This window comes from Gordonia terrae (genome assembly GCF_001698225.1).
Classification (GTDB): Bacteria; Actinomycetota; Actinomycetes; order Mycobacteriales; family Mycobacteriaceae; genus Gordonia; species Gordonia terrae.
This window is the reverse complement of record NZ_CP016594.1, coordinates 4,615,425-4,631,012: the sequence shown is the minus strand read 5'-3', so window position 1 is coordinate 4,631,012 and position 15,588 is coordinate 4,615,425. Positions and strand designations below refer to the sequence as shown.

Sequence of the window (15,588 nt, the reverse complement as noted above, 5' to 3'; positions counted from 1 at the left end):
CGGATGCCGGACCTCGCCCTCGAGGCGCAAATGTAGAACAGGTTCTATCGGCTGGAGGGTCTGTTTTGGTGGAGATTCTTCCCTCTGGCTGTAACACGTCCTAGTCTGGTGTTCATGACGAACGAGGGTACGACGACACCACCGGCCGACTTCGATCACCTGCGCGGGGGCACGCACATGGGCGACCTGATGGTCGCGGCGTTGCGGCGGCACGCCGACCGCACCGTGCTGTCCCTCGGTGACACCGAGATGACCGGCGGCGAGATGGCCGCGTCGATCAGCCGGTACATCCAGGCCTTCGAGGGATTGGGGGCCGGCACCGGAACCGCGGTCGGCCTGCTCGCGCTGAATCGTCCGGAGGTGCTGTTCGTGATCGGCGCCGGCCAGACCCAGGGATGGCGTCGTACCGCGCTGCACCCGCTGGGGTCGCTCGACGACCACGCCTACGTGCTGTCCGACGCCGGTGTGTCGACCCTGATCATCGATCCGGTCCCCATGTTCGTCGAGCGGGCGGCGGCGCTGCTCGAACGAGTGCCCGGCCTCAAGCAGGTGCTGACACTCGGGCCGGTACCCGAGCAGCTGGCCGCCCACGCGCGCGACGTGATCGCCGAGGCCGAGAACTTCGACCCCAAGCCTCTTGCGGCGGCGCATCTCTCGCCCGACCACGTTGTCTCGATCACCTACACGGGTGGGACGACGGGCAAACCCAAGGGTGTCATCGGCACCGCCCGGGCCATGTCGACGATGACGCAGATCCAGCTCGCGGAATGGGAATGGCCGGAACACCCGCGGTTCCTGCTCTGCACCCCGCTGTCGCATGCCGGTGCGGCGTTCTTCGTGCCGACCCTGATGAAGGGCGGATCGATGGTGGTGCTGTCCAAGTTCGACCCGGCGGAGGTGCTGCGCACGATCGAGGAGCAGAAGATCACCGCGACGATGCTGGTGCCGTCGATGCTGTACGCGCTGATGGACCACCCGGACTCGAAGACGCGCGACCTGTCGTCACTGGAGACCGTGTATTACGGTGCGTCGCCGATCAATCCGGTACGTCTCGCCGAGGCCATCGAGCGTTTCGGGCCGATCTTCGCGCAGTACTACGGCCAGTCCGAGGCCCCGATGGTCATCAGCTATCTGGCCAAGGGCGATCATCCGGGTCCCGGCGAGGACCAGCGTCGGCTGAGCAGCTGCGGACGACCGTCGGCCTTCCTGCGCACCGCCCTCCTCGGCCCCGACGACAAGCCCGTCCCGCAGGGTGAGCCCGGCGAGATCTGTGTCGCCGGACCGCTTCTCGCGGGTGGTTACCTCGGTCTTCCGGAGCAGACCGCGGACACCTTCCGTGACGGCTGGCTGCGCACCGGTGACGTCGCTCGCGAGGACGAGGACGGATTCTGGTTCATCGTCGACCGCACCAAGGACATGATCGTCACCGGCGGGTTCAACGTGTTCCCGCGCGAGGTCGAGGATGTCGTCGCCGAGCACCCGGCCGTCGGTCAGGTGGGCGTCATCGGTGTCCCGGACGAGAAGTGGGGGGAGGCGGTCACCGCGATCGTCGTGCTCCGCAGTGATGCCGACACCGACGATGCGGCGAAAGGCCGCATCACGACCGAGATCCAGCAGTCCGTCAAAGACCGCAAGGGCGCGGTGCAGTCGCCCAAGCAGGTGATCTTCGCCGACGCACTGCCGTTGACCGCACTCGGCAAACCCGACAAGAAGGCGCTGCGGTCTCAGTACTGGGCCACCTCCGACCGCGGAGTCGGTTAGGTCTTCGTTCCCTGGGACGGACCCAGATCGCAGGCCAGAGATCGCAGCAGTCGGTCAGAGATCGCAGCAGTCGCAACAATCGCAGCAGTCACAGTCGTCGCAGGCCGCATCCTTGTACTTGTCGGTGAAGTGATTCCAATGGTCGGTGCAGCAGGCCTTGCCGAAACAGGAAACACCGATGAAGGGCAGAATCCGTTCGGCGAAGGAACGATTCGGCTTGAACGGCGGCGGGTACGGCCACTCGGTCGGATAACCGAAGGGCCGGTGCGGTGGCCACTGTGTGCGCGAGTCGGCGGTCACCGACATGGCGGCAGAATGAGGGTGCATTCGCTTGTGGATGGCGTGGCGCAGTCCGTCGAGCAGGACCACGCGCAGCAAGCGGTCGTCGGCGAGGAAGAGATCCGCATAGCGCGCCCGGATCGCGGCCGCCAGTCGCCGGCACCGGTCGAGGGCGGTCTCGGGTGACGTGCCGGTCGCGCGGAGTGGGTTGAACCGCCCCACGGCGTCATCGGAGTCGTAGTCGTCGACTGCGTCGAGCAGGTGTGCGATGCGGCCGAAATCCGCGCCGATGTCGAGCAGCGGCTCCCGATTGCCGGGGACCTCGGCGAGCACCGCCGAGGTGGCGAAGACCTGTGCCGCAGCGACCGCCGATGGTTCGATGAGGTCGTCGAGCACCGTGCTCGTCGACTCGATCTCCGCCTGCCGCGACAGCGTCGTCATCATGGAATCGATGTCGAGCCGGTCGGCGACCGCGGTGTCGGCCGCTGCATGCCGGCGTAGATGGTTCCCGGCGTATCCGGCGAGTTTCGCGCGGACCGGCCGGCGGGGCGCGAGCGCGTGGTGTTGCTCGTTGCCGACGTCGGCAGCCTTCGCTGCGGCCAGGGTGAGCGACGCGGTGGTGGCCAGGCGGACGCCCGGTTCGTCGCCGGACACGACTGTCGCCGTGCGCATTCCGCGAAGGGGGCATCGGCCGGCAGAGGTGGACGCGCACTCCGACGCCGATTGCGCGGCGGTGAGGATCGAGACCATCACCGCGTCGGTGTTGACCGTCAGCCTGCTCGACTGGCCGTGGTTGTCGCGCAGCGAGATACAGACACCGCACAGGTGTGAGCGCCACTGGTCCATCAGATCGTGGTCGAGTGCGTGCCGACAAGGAGTGAGGACTCCGAACATCTGAGAATCAGACCACAGGGCCGGGAGCGTCGCCACGGGATTCATTCGTTCGGCGCAACCACTCTCAACCCGGTCCGCGCACCCCTCCGATCGATCGGGCGCGAGCGGACAGTGCGTCCCGCAACCACCTCGGCTCCACCACGGCGAAATCGTGATCGAACATCGACGTCCACAGGGCGCGGGTGGCATGTCGATGATCGGCGAAATGGAGTTCGAGGTGACAGCGGTCGCCCGGCCGGCGAATCGTGTCGACGGCGGTGGCGATCATCCCAAGGCGCTCGGCATCGTCGGCGGCACAGTCGACGACCACGTCGACGGGTTCGAACGAGCTGCGGAACGCGTCGCGGCGTCGTTCCCAGATCGCGGCGAGGTCAACCTCGTCGTCCCGTTGTGCGGGCTCGTCGAGGACCTCGACGTCGCGCATCCTGGAGATGCGGTACATCCGTTCGTCGGAACCCTTGCCCGGTCCGTCCTTCCGGGTGGCGGCCGTCTCGGTGGTCCCCGGGCGTCGTCCGGAGGCGACGAGATACCAGGTGTCGCCGGCGACGATGAGTCCGATCGGGTCGAGGACGTGTTCACGGGCCTCGTCCGCGCCTCGCCGGCGGTAGCACATGCGTATCCGACGCCCCTCGAGGACAGCGGTCTGCACGGCGTCGAGCGACTCGAGTCGCTCGGGTGCGCGGACGAACCCTTCCGGCCGGACCAGAACCCGCTGGGCGGCGCGGACCGCGTGGCCGCGGTGCGCCTCCGGGAGCGCCGCGGTCACCTTTCGCATGGCGCTGGTGAACGCGGGGGAGTCCAACCGGCCCGTCCCGGCCAGGAGGGAGGTCGCCTCGTCGACGGTCAGTCCGGTGAGATCGGTGCGGTATCCGGGCAGGAGTGCAAACCCGCCGTGGCGACCCCTCTCGGCGTACACGGGGACACCGGACAGGGACAACGCGTCGATGTCACGCAGCACGGTTCGCTCGGAGACCCCGAGTTCGGCGGCCAGCACCGCGGCGGTGACCCGGTCGTGCTTCTTCAGCACCATGAGCAGGGCGATGAGGCGTTCAGCGCGCACGGGGGAGATTCTTCCGGAAATACATGACAGAAGGTGTCGTGTATCGGGACTTCACTGGTCGACGTACCCGAAACCCCACGAGAGGACGACACCATGAACGCAGCGACCACGAACTCCGCACCCACTCCCGAGGCGACGCCCGCCCTCGACGATCCCCGGCCGGCGTTCCGCGCCGCCACCGCATGGGTCGTGGAACTGCTCGACGGAGTGTCCGACGACCAACTCGACTCGCCGACGCCGTGCGACGAGTTCGACGTCCGAACGCTGTCGGCCCACCTCGTCGCCGTCGCCGAACGCGCGGCCGCGCTGGCCGAGGGTGTCGACATCCGCACGATGGCGTCGATCGCCGAACAGTTCGACGCCCGGACCTACGCGGCCTTCATCGACCAGGCGCTCGACTCATGGTCGGATGACGCCAAGCTCTCCGCGATGGTCCAGGTGCCATGGGGCGAAGTCCCGGGCGCCGGTGCCCTGTGGGGTTATGTCAGTGAAACACTCGTCCACGGCTGGGATCTGGCGGTCGCCACCGGTCGGCCTCCGGAGGCCGACGCCGAACTCGCCGAGACGACGCTCGGGGTGGCACGCCAGTTCATCCCGGCCGCGATTCGCACCGATCCCGGTGTCCCGTTCGGCCCCGTCGTCGAGCCGCGCCCGGAGGCCGGACCCACCGAGCGGCTCGCCAACTGGACCGGCCGGCAGTCGGTGGGATGGGTGGCCTGAAGTACAGAGCGCGACGGCTTCTGCTCCCTGAGGTGCGGGCGGGTCGACTTCGCGCTACCTGAGGTGCGAGCGGGCCGACTTCGCGCTCCCTGAGGTGCGGGCGGGTCGACTTCGCGCTCCCTGAGGTGCGAGCGAAGCGAGCCTCGAAGGGTCCTGGCGAGATGCGTTGGTGCCCTTCGTGGCTCGTCGCTATCGCTCCTCACACCTCAGGGAGCAGGGATGGGGTGTCTGGCTAGAGCTATGCAACCGGCTCGCAGATGACCACCGGGATCGTCCGCTCCGTCCAGGCAGCGTAGGTGTCGTAGTCGGCATAGGTGTCGACCAGATCCGGCCACAGATCGGCGCGTTCGGCATCAGTGGCCGTGCGTGCGACGAGGTCGAACTTCTCCTTGCCGAGCTGGATCTCGACCTTCGGGTTGTCCCGGAGGTTGAGGTACCACGCGGGGTGCTTGGCCGAGCCGCCCTGCGACGCCACGACGACGAACGAGTCGCCGCGGCGCAGGTAGATGAGCGGAGCCGTGCGCGGCTGACCCGACTTGCGGCCGATCGTCGTCAGCAGGCACACCGGCGCCGGTTTGCGGAGGCCCGCGCCCACGCGCCACGTGCCGCCGACCCGGCCGCCGGTCGCCTTGTACAGCGCCGTGTTCGCCTTGGAGCCCAGCTTGATGAACTTGCTGACGACAGGTGAATCCAGCTGCGCCGGTTTGTTGTTCGGATCGAAGGCGGGCATCAGATCCGCTCGATGATCGTGCCGGTGGCCATCGCTCCGCCCGCGCACATGGTGATCAGGGCGGTCTGACCGTCCCGGCGTTCCAGCTCGTGCAGTGCGGTCGTGATGAGGCGGGACCCGGTACTGCCCACCGGGTGGCCGAGGGCGATGGCGCCGCCGTTGACGTTCACCTTGTCCATGTCCGCGCCGTGGACCTGAGCCCAGCTCAACACCACCGACGCGAACGCCTCGTTGATCTCGACGACGTCGATGTCGGACAACGACATCCCCGACTTCGCCAGCACCCGTTCGGTCGCCTGGACCGGACCGTCGAGGTGGAAGTGCGGCTCCGCGCCGACCAGTGCCTGCGACCGGATGCGAGCACGCGGCGTCAGGCCCAGCTCACGTGCCCTGGACTCGTCCATGATCAGCACCGCGGCCGCGCCGTCGGAGATCTGCGACGAAGTGCCCGCGGTGTGGATGCCACCCTCGAGGACGGGCTTGAGTGCCGACAACGACTCGAGGGTGGTGTCACGCAGACCCTGGTCCCGGCTGACGTCCAGGATGTTGCCGGTGAGCTCGCCCTCCTTGGTCCGCTCGGGTGCCTTCAGCGTCAACACCTCGCGATCGAAGCGGCCCTCGTCCCACGCCTGGCGCGCGAGGCGCTGGCTGCGTTCGCCCAGCCCGTCGATGTCGGCGCGTGTGATGCCGCGGCGTTTCGCGATGCGCTCGGCGGCCTCGAACTGATTGGGCATGTCGACGTCCCACGACTCCGCGTGGTACGGCCCGGCGTCGGTGCCGACGTTGGCCCCCAGCGGGACGACCGACATCGTCTCCACGCCACAGGCCAGTCCGATTTCTATCGCGTCGGAGGCGATCAGCCCGGCGATCAGATGGTTGGCCTGCTGCGCCGAACCGCACTGGGCGTCGATGGTGGTGGCGCCCGTGGCCTCGGCAAGGCCTGCCGACAGCCACGCCTTGCGGGTGATGTTGCCGGCCTGCGCGCCGGCCTGGGTGACACAACCGCCGATGACCTGCTCGACGAGTGCGGGATCGATGCCGGCCTTGTCGAGGACCCCGCGCTGGGTCATGCCGAGGAGCTCCTCGGCATGTAGTCCTGACAGCCATCCGCCACGCTTGCCGATCGGCGTACGCGCCGCCTCCACGATGACCGGAACGCCCATGGTCACTCCTTCGTTGGTCTCGGTGAACTCCGTTGCCCACCGGGTATGGCCCGACGACAGGGCGTCGAGGCCGCTGAGATCACGCTAGAACACGTTCTATGTTTGCGTCTATGGTGGGTCCGGAAGGCGTCCCCCGATGACACCTCGGGACGCGGTCCGGCGTCGTACGACTGCGCTGCACGATGGCGAACATGGTCGGATCTGCGGAGCAACGCTGCTGGTGGGGGCAACAAGCCGGGAACAAAACTAGAACAAGTTCTCGTCTGGGGGTGTCGAATGGGTCACAGTGTGCTTCAATGTGATTGAAACAGGTTCTAAATCTCACAGCGAGGTGGTGTGACGTGACCCAGGCCCAGAGCGCCCCGATCGGCAGCGAGCCGACCACGGCGGATTCTGCGCACGCGAGCCCTCCCGACGTCGTCGCGGAGTGCCCGTTCATGCAGCAGGAAGGGTGGGATTTCACCAACCCTGATCTGCTCGAAAAGGGAATCCCCGTGCAGGAATTCGCGCAACTGCGCAAGACCGCACCCGTCTGGTGGAATGCCCAGGCGCCCGGAAAGGGCGGCGGGTTCCACGATGGTGGCTACTGGGTGATCTCCAAGCACGCCCACGTCCGCGAGATCTCGAAGAACAACGACGACTGGGAAACCAACGCCAACGGCGTGATCATGCGTTTCGAGGACGACATGACCGCCGATCAGATCGAGATCACCAAGGCGCTGCTGATCAACCACGATCCGCCGGAGCACACGCGCCTGCGCAAGCTGGTCTCCAAGTTGTTCACGCCGCGTGCCGTGCACTCCCTCGAGGAGAAGCTCGACGATGCCGCGCGCGAGATCGTCAGGCGGGCCGCGGAGAAGGGCAGCGGCGACTTCGTCAAGGACGTCGCCGTCGACCTCCCGCTGCTGGCGATCGCGGATCTGCTCGGTGTGCCCGAGGTGGACCGGGAGAAGCTGTTCGACTGGTCGAACTCGATGATGAACGCCGACGACCCGGACTACACCACCGATCCGCAGCAGGCGAATGCCGAGATCCTCGGTTACGGCTACACGATGGCCGAGGAGAAGCGCAAGAATCCCGGCGAGGACATCGTCACCACGCTGGTGAACGCCGACATCGACGGGCAGGCGCTCGACGAGACCGAGTTCGGGTTCTTCTTCATCCTCCTGACCGTGGCCGGTAACGAGACCACCCGTAACGCCATCAGCCACGGGATGAACGCGTTCCTGGACAACCCCGACCAGTGGGAGCTGTTCAAGAAGGAGCGCCCGGCGACCGCGGTCGACGAGATCGTCCGATGGGCGACCCCGGTGAACTGCTTCCAGCGGACTGCCAAGCGGGACACGCAGATCGGCGGCGTCCACATCGCGAAGGGCGAGCGCGTCGGCATGTTCTACGGCTCGGCGAACTACGACGAGGACGTCTTCGACGATCCGTTCTCGTTCAACATCATGCGTGACCCGAACCCGCACGTCGGGTTCGGCGGCAACGGTGCGCACTTCTGCGTCGGCGCGAACCTCGCGCGGATGGAGATCAACCTGATGTTCAACGCGCTCGCCGACATGGTGCCCGACATCACCAAGCTCGACGCCCCGCGCCGCCTGCGGCACGGTTGGATCAACGGGGTCAAGGAACTCCGCGTCGACTACGGCACGAAGTGACCGCAGCGGAGGAGACTGCCGGGCAGCAGTCGCCGGCCTACCTCGGCATCGACCGGGAGAATCATCCCGCAGTCGTGGCAGGTCGTCGTTCGCGTGAGTTCGTGGCGTCACGGGACAAGCAGGCGTGGATCGACAACTTCGCCGTCGACGCCACGGTGGAGGACCCGGTCGGTCCGTCGATGTTCGATCCGGACGGCGCCGGATTCCGTGGGCACGAGGCGATCTCCGAGTTCTGGGACAAGTCGATCGGGACGACCGAGAACATCGACTTCCGGTTCGACGAGGAGATCATCTGCGGGAACGAGGTCGCCTACATCGGCAGCATCGTCACCCACATCGCCGGCCACGTCTCCGAGGCGCGGGGAGTCTTCACGTATCGGGCCGACGCCGAGGGGAAGCTGTCGGCACTGCGCGCCTTCTGGGAAGTGGAGAAGACCATCAACTCGGTGCGCAAGGCCTGATCGGCGCACGAGTAGCCCACCGCGGGCGGGACAGGTGACGACCACCTGTCCCGCCCGCGGTGTTTGTCAGTGACGGTGCCTGTGAGCCATCGGACGTTTACACCGGAGTCGCATCGGCGCACGATGAGGTGCGTAAAGGTCGGCGATCGGCACCGGAAGGACGGACGATGAGGGCACTGCACCGAACACGGAACTACCTTCGCGCGATGGGGCGGGCTCGACGGCATCGCGCCGAACTCGTCGGTCATCTGGCACGACGCCCCCTCGTCGCCGGCGCAACAATGGGCATGGAATCGGCACTGCTGCTGTCGAATCGGATGGACCCGAAACTCAAGGAACTCGCCGAGCTCAAGGCGGCCGGCCTGGTCAGCTGCGAGTTCTGCCTCGACATCGGTTCGGCACTCGCGACGGGGGCGGGCATCACCGAGCAGCAACTCCGCGATCTGCCGCGGTATCGCGAGTCGGGTGCGTACACCGATCTGGAGAAGCTCGTCATCGGCTACGCCGAGGCGATGACCCTGACCCCCGCAGTGGGCGAGGACCTCGCCGAGCTGCGGGGTCGGCTGGCCGAACATCTATCGGAGACCCAGATCGTCGAGCTCGCGATGACCGTCGCATGGGAGAACCAGCGGGCTCGGCTGAACCAGTCACTGGGCGTTCGGCCGACCGGGATGTCCGACGGCCTCGCCTGCGCTGTGCCCGAACGCATGTCGTAGCAGTCATGCGCATAGGGTGCGCATGACTGCTACGAGAACGGATCAGTGGAGGGGCTTGTCGGCCCCGACGAGCCACATCGAGAAGTACTGCGAGCCACCACCATAGGCGTGACCCAGCGCCTTGCGCGCATCGGCGACCTGGTGGTCGCCCGCCTTGCCCATGACCTGGATGGCTGCCTCGGCGAAACGGATCATGCCCGATGCGCCGATCGGGTTCGACGACAACACACCGCCCGACGCGTTGAGCGGGAGGCGGCCTCCGATCTCGGTGTCACCCGATTCGGTGAGCTTCCAACCCTCGCCCTCGGCGACGAAGCCGAGGTTCTCCAACCACATCGGCTCGAACCACGAGAAGGGGACGTAGATCTCGGCGGCGTCGATCTCGTCGAGCGGATTGCTGATGCCACCGGCCTTCCACAGCGCGGCGGCGGCGTCGCGCCCGGCTTGGGGACTCACGACGTTGCGGTGCGCATAGGACAGCGGTTCGGTGCGCATCGCGGTGGCGTGAATCCACGCCACCGGGTCACCCGCGGCCACGGCCGCATCGGCGACATCCTCGCTGCCGATCACCACCGCGCAGGCGCCGTCCGACGACGGGCAGGTCTCGTCGTAGCGGATCGGGTCCCACAGCATCTGCGAGCTCATGACCTTCTCGACGGTCTGATCCGGCTGATGCAGGTGCGCAAGGGGATTCAGCGCGCCGTTACGACGGTCCTTGGCGGCGACCATCGCGCCGATGTGCTCGGGAGCCCCGGACTGCCGGATGTAGGCGCGTACGTGCGGTGCGAAGAATCCGCCCGCGCCCGCACCGACCGGTTTGGTGAAGGGCACCGGGATCGACAGGGCCCACATCGCGTTGGACTCCGACTGCTTCTCCCACGCGACCGCGAGGACTCTCTTGTGCACGCCCGCGAAGACCAGCGACGCGGCCACGTTGGCCGTCGACCCGCCGACCGAGCCGGCCGTGTGCACGCGGATGAGGCGTTTGCCGACCGCGCCGATGGCCTCGGCCATCGCGAGCTCGGGCATCATCGACCCCTCGAACAGGTCGGGCGCCTTGCCGATGACGATCGCGTCGATGTCGTCGAGCGAGACCTTCGAGTCGATCAGCGCGGCGTCGATGGCCTCGCGGACCATGCCGGCCATCGTGACATCGGACCGTTTGGCGACGTATCGTGTCTGCCCGGTGCCCAGCACCGCGGCACGGTTGTTGTGTCCCATCAGTTCCCGGCCCCCTCGTTGTTCTGGGCACTCAGTGTGACCACCATGTTCTGCTGCAGCAGCGGGCCGCTCGACGCATGGGCGAGCGCGGTGCCCGCGTTGCCGCCGAGGATCTCGTGCGCGGCGTAGCCGATGCGCTGCAGGCCGGCCGAGAACAGCGAATTGCCGGCGAGGGAACCGCCGGACGGGTTGATCCGCACCGAGTTCGGAAGGCCGAGTGCGTTACGGACGATGATCTCCTGATGCGTGTACGACGCGTTGATCTCGGCGACGTCGACCGCACGGCTGCGATCGCCGAACGCGGTGTCGCCGGCCAGCTTCGTCGACGGGGAGAGGGTGAGGTCGCGTGCCCCGAAGTTGGGGGTGTCGATCCGATGGTCCCATCCGGTGACGAATGCCGGATTGGCGACGAGTTCACGCGCTTTGCGCTCACTGGCGATGACGACCGCGGCGGCGGCGTCGGTGTACGGCGCGATGTCGTGCGCCCGTAGCGGATTCGCGACGTAGTCGCGGCCGAGAAGCTCGTCGACCGAGCCGCCGAAGGTGCGGGCGCCGATCGTCGCCATGTCTTCTTCGGTCCACACCCCGGCGTCGATCCCGGCTCGCGCCTGCAGCGCGCCGAGCGACCGGGCGTCGGGGTGCAGGGGAGCGACCGTGTAGGGGTCGGTCTGCAGGGTCAGGGTCTGATCCGCATTGCCGGCGGTGGCCTTGCCGAAACCGTAGGCGAGCGCGAGGTCGACCTCACCGGTGGCGATCTTGACCCACGCCTCGTAGAGCGCCCATGCGCCGTCCATCTCGACGTGTGACTCGTTGATGGGCGGCATGGCGCCGATCGAATCGATCGCCGAGATGAAGGAGAACGCGCGGCCGGCAAGGTAATCCGACGATCCGCTGCACCAGAACTCGATGTCGGTGCGAGCGATGCCGAGCTCGGCGTAGAGCTTCTCGAAGCACGGGATCAGCATCTCGACACCGTTGGTGGTGCCGTGGGTGCCGGCGACATTGGGGCTGTGCGCGAAACCGATGATCGCGATCGGGGGCAGTGTCATCAGAGGTGGTCCTTGTAGGTCTCGTACTCGGCGTCCGGTTCCCCGGTGGGCGCGAAGTGGCTGATGTTGCCGATCGAGTGCTCCCATTCGTCCTCGGGAAGCCAGACGGCCTTGACGCGCATGCCCATTCGGACCTCGGCGGCCTCGATGTCGAGGATCAGGTGGAGGAACGGGATGTCCGCGCCGTCGAGGAGCACGTAGGCGGCGACGTACGGAGGCTTGATCCGCTGGCCCTGGAAGGGCACGTTGACGATGCAGAACGTGGTGACGATGCCGGTGTGGGCGAGTTCGACTCGTTCCACCGCGGGGGAACCGTCGGCCGGGCTGACGCCACGGGGCGGGAAGTACACGCGTCCGGCGTCGACACCCGAACCGATACGGGTCCCGATCAGCTTGCCCGCCTTCAGCCCTTCGAGGTAGACAGACTCCTCCTCGTTGGCGGAGTGGATGATCTCGGTGCTGACCGGGGTGGGGATGACGAGGAGGCCGGTGTCGGCACCCTTGGGTGCCTCGGCGGTGTTGGCAGGGGCGGTGGCCGGCTCCTCGCCGGGGGTGAAGTGGGCGATGTCGTCGATGCGGCCGATACGAGCCGCGCCGAACACCGCGTGGACCCGCATCCCGGTCGACATCTCGTCGGGGGAGTCGACCGAGATCGCATGCAGCAGAGTCGTGTCCGCGCCGTCGAGGCGGATGAGCGCCCATGCGAACGGCTTGTCCAGTGGCTGGCCCGGTACCGGCTCGGGGTTCCAGGTCCACGTGGTCACCGTACCCACGGCCGACACCTCGACGAACTCCGTTGACTGCGCGCCGGTGACGGGGTCGAACTCGACCGGAGGGACCGCGACCTTGCCGTCGCTGCCTCTCGAGCCGATGATCCGACCGTCGCGCAGGGCGAGTGCGAACTGACTGAGAACCGGACCCAGAGACCTGGTGTAGTCGAACGAGTTGGCCAGGGGAGCGGTCAGGATGGGGGACTTCGGCTCGGGCACCTCGGCAACGGGACTCGGGGCGGCCGGAGACGTTACGCTCATGCTCACATCTCGAGTAGAACACGTTCTAGTATTGGACACAAGGTGCATGTCAGGCCGTGGGAACGCGCGGCCGGGCGAAAGGGGAGTGGGAGTGAAGCTCGGTCTGCAACTGGGGTACTGGGGCGCCGACCCCATCCCGAACGCGCCGGAATTGATCGCCGCCGCGGAGGAATGTGGCTTCGACGCCGTGTTCACCGCGGAGTCGTGGGGATCGGATGCGTACACGCCGCTGGCGTGGTGGGGTGCCGCGACCTCGCGTCTGCGACTGGGCACCGCGGTGGCCCAGCTGTCGGCGCGACCGCCGACCTCGCTCGCCATGCACGCGCTGACCCTCGACCATCTCTCCGGCGGCCGGCACATCGTCGGACTCGGGGTGTCGGGACCGCAGGTCGTGGAGGGTTGGTACGGCGAACCGTTCGCCCAACCGCTGGCGCGCACGAGAGAGTACGTGCGCGTGGTGCGGGACGTGCTCGCCCGCCAGGACAAGGTGACCAACCCCGGTCCGCACTATCCGCTGCCGTATCCGGCTGACGCACCGGGGTCGACCGGCCTCGGGAAACCGTTGAAGCCGATCACCCACCCGCTGCGCGCCGATGTGCCGATCTGGCTGGGCGCCGAGGGCCCGAAGAACGTCGCGCAGACCGCCGAGATCGCCGACGGCTGGCTCGCCATCTTCTTCAGCCTCGGCCTCGCCGACCAGTACAACGCCTGGCTCGACGAGGGATTCGCCCGCCCGGGTGCGCGCCGGTCGCGCAGCGACTTCGAGGTGGCCGCGACCGTGCAGGTCGTCATCACCGACGACGTCGCGGCCGCCATCGACCGGTACCGGCCGTCGACGGCGCTCTACGTCGGCGGAATGGGCGCCAAGGAGAAGAACTTTCACGCCGAGCTGTACAAGCGGATGGGTTACGGCGACGCCGTCGACGAGATCGTGAGCCTGTTCCTGAGCGGGAAGAAGGCCGAGGCGATGGCCGCGGTGCCCGACGAGATGGTCCGCGAGACGATGCTGGTCGGGACCGCCGACGAGGTGCGCGCGCAGATCAAGGAGTGGGAGGCGGCCGGGGTCACCATGCTCATGGTCACCGCGCGCGACGCCGAGACGATCCGCGAACTGGCGACGCTGGTGTGATTCGGCCATAGAATTCACGCCGTGCGACACGGTGATCACGATCCTCGTTGTGAGGGCGCAGACCACGAACGGGGCGGCCTCCCGGCGGGAAGGCAGAACAACACGTCCGACCGGCTGCCGTCGGGAATGCGCCGCATCGGCAATTTTCGCTTCTTCTACGAGGGTGAGAAGTGGGAGTGGTCGGATGAGGTCGCCGCGCTGCACGGCTACGCACCGGGTGAGGTGGAACCGACCACCGAGCTGATGCGCCGCCACAAGCACCCCGAGGACCGTGCCCACTTCGACGCGGTGATGGCCGAGATGCTCACCAATCACGCGCCGTTCTCGAGCCGTCACCGCATCGTCGACACGTCGGGGCGCGTCCGACCGGTGGCGGTCATCGCCCACTCCATCACCGACGCAACCGGTGTGCCCATCGGCACCGAGGGTTTCTATCTCGACCTGACCGACGCCGAACTGGCCGCGGTGCAGCGGCGGGTCGACGATCAGGTCCGGGCCTTCCGGGACAGCAGCGGGGTGATCGAGCAGGCGAAGGGCATGCTCATGCTGGTGTACGGAGTCAACGCCGACCGGGCGTTCGATGTGCTCCGCTGGCGCTCGCAGCAGGAGAACGTCAAGATCCGGGATGTCGCGGCCGCGCTCGTCGTCGAGATCCAGGCGGGACTCTCGGTGGAGGACCACCAGCGTCGGCGCCTCGACGAGATCGTGCTGCGTCCCCGGCAGTCGTCGGAGGACTGACCGGTGCTCTCCAGCCCCACCGCGCGCCTCGCTCGCTAGCGCGCAGAGTCGGACTGTGCGTCGACTGGGCGTCGGCTTTCGTCGACTGGGCGTCGTTTGGCGTTGATTGTGCGCCGAAGTGACTACTCGCCGGTGAACTCGGGTGTGCGCTTCTCAGCGAAGGCGCGCGGGCCGACCTTGGCGTCCTTGGACTTGAAGACCGAGATGCCGATCTTCGCGTCGATCTCGAAGGCGTCGAGTTCGTGCAGGCCCTCGGTGTCGCGGATGGTCTTCAGGATTCCCTGTACCGCGAGCGGGCCGTTGGCCGCGATCTTCTCGGCGAGCTCGAGGGCTTTGTCGAGCGCGGCGCCGTCGTCGACGACGTGGCCGATCAGGCCGTACTCCAGGGCCTCCCGCGCGGTGACGTGGCGACCGGTCAGCAGGATGTCGCAGGCGACGGTGTACGGGATCTGCCGGACGAGCCGGACGGCGCTGCCGCCCATGGGGTAGAGCCCCCAGCGCGCCTCGGAGACACCGAACTTCGCGCTCTCGCCGGCGATCCGGATGTCGGTGCCCTGCAGGATCTCGGTGCCGCCGGCGATCGCCGGTCCCTCCACCGCGGCGATCAGCGGCTTGGTGAGGCGGCGTCCCTTGAGCAGCGCGGGCAGCGACGCCGGATTCCAGGCGCCGGAGTCCACCGTGTCGCCGGGTGCGTTCTTGTTCATGCTCTTCAGGTCGGCGCCCGCACAGAAGTATCCGCCGGCGCCGGTGAGGATGGCCACGCGGATGTCGGGGTCGGCATCGACCTGATCCCACGCCTCCGTCATGATCCGCATCATCTCCGTCGACAGCGCGTTGCGCGCCTCCGGGCGGTTCATCGTCACGATGAGGATGTGCCCGCGCTTCTCGACGAGGCACTCGGGTGCCTTCTCGGTGACGGACTCGGCGGGGGTTGTTGTGGTCATCGCTGCGCTCCGGTCTCGCTGTGCTCAGGTG

15 protein-coding genes are annotated in these 15,588 nt (G+C 67.5%); 7 read left to right on the top strand and 8 right to left on the bottom strand.

From position 1 onward, the window contains the following. Positions 1-114 precede the first annotated feature (114 nt). On the top strand, positions 115-1,761 hold the full coding sequence (gene fadD8 / locus BCM27_RS20485; RefSeq protein ID WP_033205101.1) for a fatty-acid--CoA ligase FadD8: 1,647 nt from the start codon (positions 115-117) through the stop codon (positions 1,759-1,761). Positions 1,762-1,815: 54 nt separating this feature from the next. Here fadD8 and BCM27_RS20480 read toward each other — a convergent pair whose 3' ends face one another. Continuing rightward, positions 1,816-2,934 carry a DUF5685 family protein gene (locus BCM27_RS20480; RefSeq protein ID WP_033205099.1) on the bottom strand — a complete coding sequence of 373 codons (1,119 nt, stop codon included), beginning with the start codon at positions 2,932-2,934 and terminating at the stop codon, positions 1,816-1,818. Between the two features lie 64 nt (positions 2,935-2,998). Continuing rightward, positions 2,999-3,994 (bottom strand): helix-turn-helix transcriptional regulator, encoded by a 996-nt coding sequence (locus tag BCM27_RS20475; protein ID WP_004022068.1) that lies wholly within the window; start codon positions 3,992-3,994, stop codon positions 2,999-3,001. Positions 3,995-4,087: 93 nt separating this feature from the next. Between BCM27_RS20475 and BCM27_RS20470 the strand changes: the two genes are divergently transcribed. Beyond that, complete coding sequence (locus tag BCM27_RS20470; protein ID WP_004022067.1) at positions 4,088-4,714, top strand: TIGR03086 family metal-binding protein; 627 nt, start codon at positions 4,088-4,090, stop codon at positions 4,712-4,714. A 238-nt stretch (positions 4,715-4,952) separates the two neighbouring features. Here the strand turns inward: BCM27_RS20470 and BCM27_RS20465 are convergent, their stop codons facing one another. Together BCM27_RS20465 and BCM27_RS20460 are read right to left on the bottom strand one after the other, a co-directional pair. After that, entirely contained in the window at positions 4,953-5,444 is a 492-nt protein-coding gene (locus BCM27_RS20465) for a nitroreductase family deazaflavin-dependent oxidoreductase (RefSeq protein WP_004022066.1), read from the bottom strand. Beyond that, a complete protein-coding gene (locus BCM27_RS20460; protein WP_004022065.1) occupies positions 5,444-6,607 on the bottom strand; it encodes a steroid 3-ketoacyl-CoA thiolase in 1,164 nt (387 codons plus the stop codon). Before BCM27_RS20460 ends, BCM27_RS20465 begins: the two co-directional genes overlap by 1 nt. Before the next feature lie 341 nt (positions 6,608-6,948). On the opposite strand from BCM27_RS20460, the gene BCM27_RS20455 reads away from it, so the two are divergent. The 3 genes from BCM27_RS20455 to BCM27_RS20445 all read left to right on the top strand — a co-directional run bounded on the left by BCM27_RS20455 (position 6,949) and on the right by BCM27_RS20445 (position 9,445). Then, the gene (locus tag BCM27_RS20455; protein ID WP_004022064.1) at positions 6,949-8,268 is read left to right on the top strand and encodes a cytochrome P450; all 1,320 of its coding nucleotides are present in this window, start codon (positions 6,949-6,951) and stop codon (positions 8,266-8,268) included. After that, a complete protein-coding gene (locus BCM27_RS20450; RefSeq protein WP_004022063.1) occupies positions 8,265-8,729 on the top strand; it encodes a nuclear transport factor 2 family protein in 465 nt (154 codons plus the stop codon). Before BCM27_RS20455 ends, BCM27_RS20450 begins: the two co-directional genes overlap by 4 nt. A gap of 167 nt (positions 8,730-8,896) precedes the next feature. Beyond that, on the top strand, positions 8,897-9,445 hold the full coding sequence (locus BCM27_RS20445; RefSeq protein WP_033205059.1) for a carboxymuconolactone decarboxylase family protein: 549 nt from the start codon (positions 8,897-8,899) through the stop codon (positions 9,443-9,445). Positions 9,446-9,487: 42 nt separating this feature from the next. On the opposite strand, the gene BCM27_RS20440 is transcribed toward BCM27_RS20445, so the two are convergent. The 3 genes from BCM27_RS20440 to BCM27_RS20430 are packed head-to-tail and all read right to left on the bottom strand — an operon-like array spanning position 9,488 to position 12,746. After that, complete coding sequence (locus BCM27_RS20440) at positions 9,488-10,666, bottom strand: thiolase domain-containing protein (protein ID WP_004022061.1); 1,179 nt, start codon at positions 10,664-10,666, stop codon at positions 9,488-9,490. Then, a complete protein-coding gene (locus BCM27_RS20435) occupies positions 10,666-11,715 on the bottom strand; it encodes a thiolase domain-containing protein (RefSeq protein WP_004022060.1) in 1,050 nt (349 codons plus the stop codon). The genes BCM27_RS20440 and BCM27_RS20435 overlap by 1 nt, the downstream gene beginning before the upstream one ends. Beyond that, positions 11,715-12,746, bottom strand: a complete 1,032-nt coding sequence (locus tag BCM27_RS20430; protein WP_004022059.1) for a Zn-ribbon domain-containing OB-fold protein — start codon at positions 12,744-12,746, stop codon at positions 11,715-11,717. Before BCM27_RS20430 ends, BCM27_RS20435 begins: the two co-directional genes overlap by 1 nt. 91 nt (positions 12,747-12,837) lie before the next feature. Here BCM27_RS20430 and BCM27_RS20425 point away from each other — a divergent pair, with 91 nt between their 5' ends. Together BCM27_RS20425 and BCM27_RS20420 are read left to right on the top strand one after the other, a co-directional pair. Further along, positions 12,838-13,875 carry an LLM class F420-dependent oxidoreductase gene (locus BCM27_RS20425; protein ID WP_004022058.1) on the top strand — a complete coding sequence of 346 codons (1,038 nt, stop codon included), beginning with the start codon at positions 12,838-12,840 and terminating at the stop codon, positions 13,873-13,875. Positions 13,876-13,896: 21 nt separating this feature from the next. Further along, positions 13,897-14,613 carry a PAS and ANTAR domain-containing protein gene (locus tag BCM27_RS20420; protein ID WP_004022057.1) on the top strand — a complete coding sequence of 239 codons (717 nt, stop codon included), beginning with the start codon at positions 13,897-13,899 and terminating at the stop codon, positions 14,611-14,613. A gap of 122 nt (positions 14,614-14,735) precedes the next feature. On the opposite strand, the gene BCM27_RS20415 is transcribed toward BCM27_RS20420, so the two are convergent. Next, positions 14,736-15,557: a crotonase/enoyl-CoA hydratase family protein gene (locus tag BCM27_RS20415; protein ID WP_004022056.1), complete on the bottom strand. Its 822-nt coding sequence runs from the start codon at positions 15,555-15,557 to the stop codon at positions 14,736-14,738. Between the last annotated feature and the right edge of the window lie 31 nt (positions 15,558-15,588).

What these genes read in the sequence shown, in the direction of transcription:
- fadD8 (WP_033205101.1), top strand. Translation starts at nt 115, where the DNA reads ATGACGAACGAGGGTACGACGACACCACCGGCCGACTTCGATCACCTG.
- BCM27_RS20480 (WP_033205099.1), bottom strand. Translation starts at nt 2,934, where the DNA reads ATGTTCGGAGTCCTCACTCCTTGTCGGCACGCACTCGACCACGATCTG.
- BCM27_RS20470 (WP_004022067.1), top strand. Translation starts at nt 4,088, where the DNA reads ATGAACGCAGCGACCACGAACTCCGCACCCACTCCCGAGGCGACGCCC.
- BCM27_RS20465 (WP_004022066.1), bottom strand. Translation starts at nt 5,444, where the DNA reads ATGCCCGCCTTCGATCCGAACAACAAACCGGCGCAGCTGGATTCACCT.
- BCM27_RS20460 (WP_004022065.1), bottom strand. Translation starts at nt 6,607, where the DNA reads ATGGGCGTTCCGGTCATCGTGGAGGCGGCGCGTACGCCGATCGGCAAG.
- BCM27_RS20445 (WP_033205059.1), top strand. Translation starts at nt 8,897, where the DNA reads ATGAGGGCACTGCACCGAACACGGAACTACCTTCGCGCGATGGGGCGG.
- BCM27_RS20440 (WP_004022061.1), bottom strand. Translation starts at nt 10,666, where the DNA reads ATGGGACACAACAACCGTGCCGCGGTGCTGGGCACCGGGCAGACACGA.
- BCM27_RS20435 (WP_004022060.1), bottom strand. Translation starts at nt 11,715, where the DNA reads ATGACACTGCCCCCGATCGCGATCATCGGTTTCGCGCACAGCCCCAAT.
- BCM27_RS20430 (WP_004022059.1), bottom strand. Translation starts at nt 12,746, where the DNA reads ATGAGCGTAACGTCTCCGGCCGCCCCGAGTCCCGTTGCCGAGGTGCCC.
- BCM27_RS20415 (WP_004022056.1), bottom strand. Translation starts at nt 15,557, where the DNA reads ATGACCACAACAACCCCCGCCGAGTCCGTCACCGAGAAGGCACCCGAG.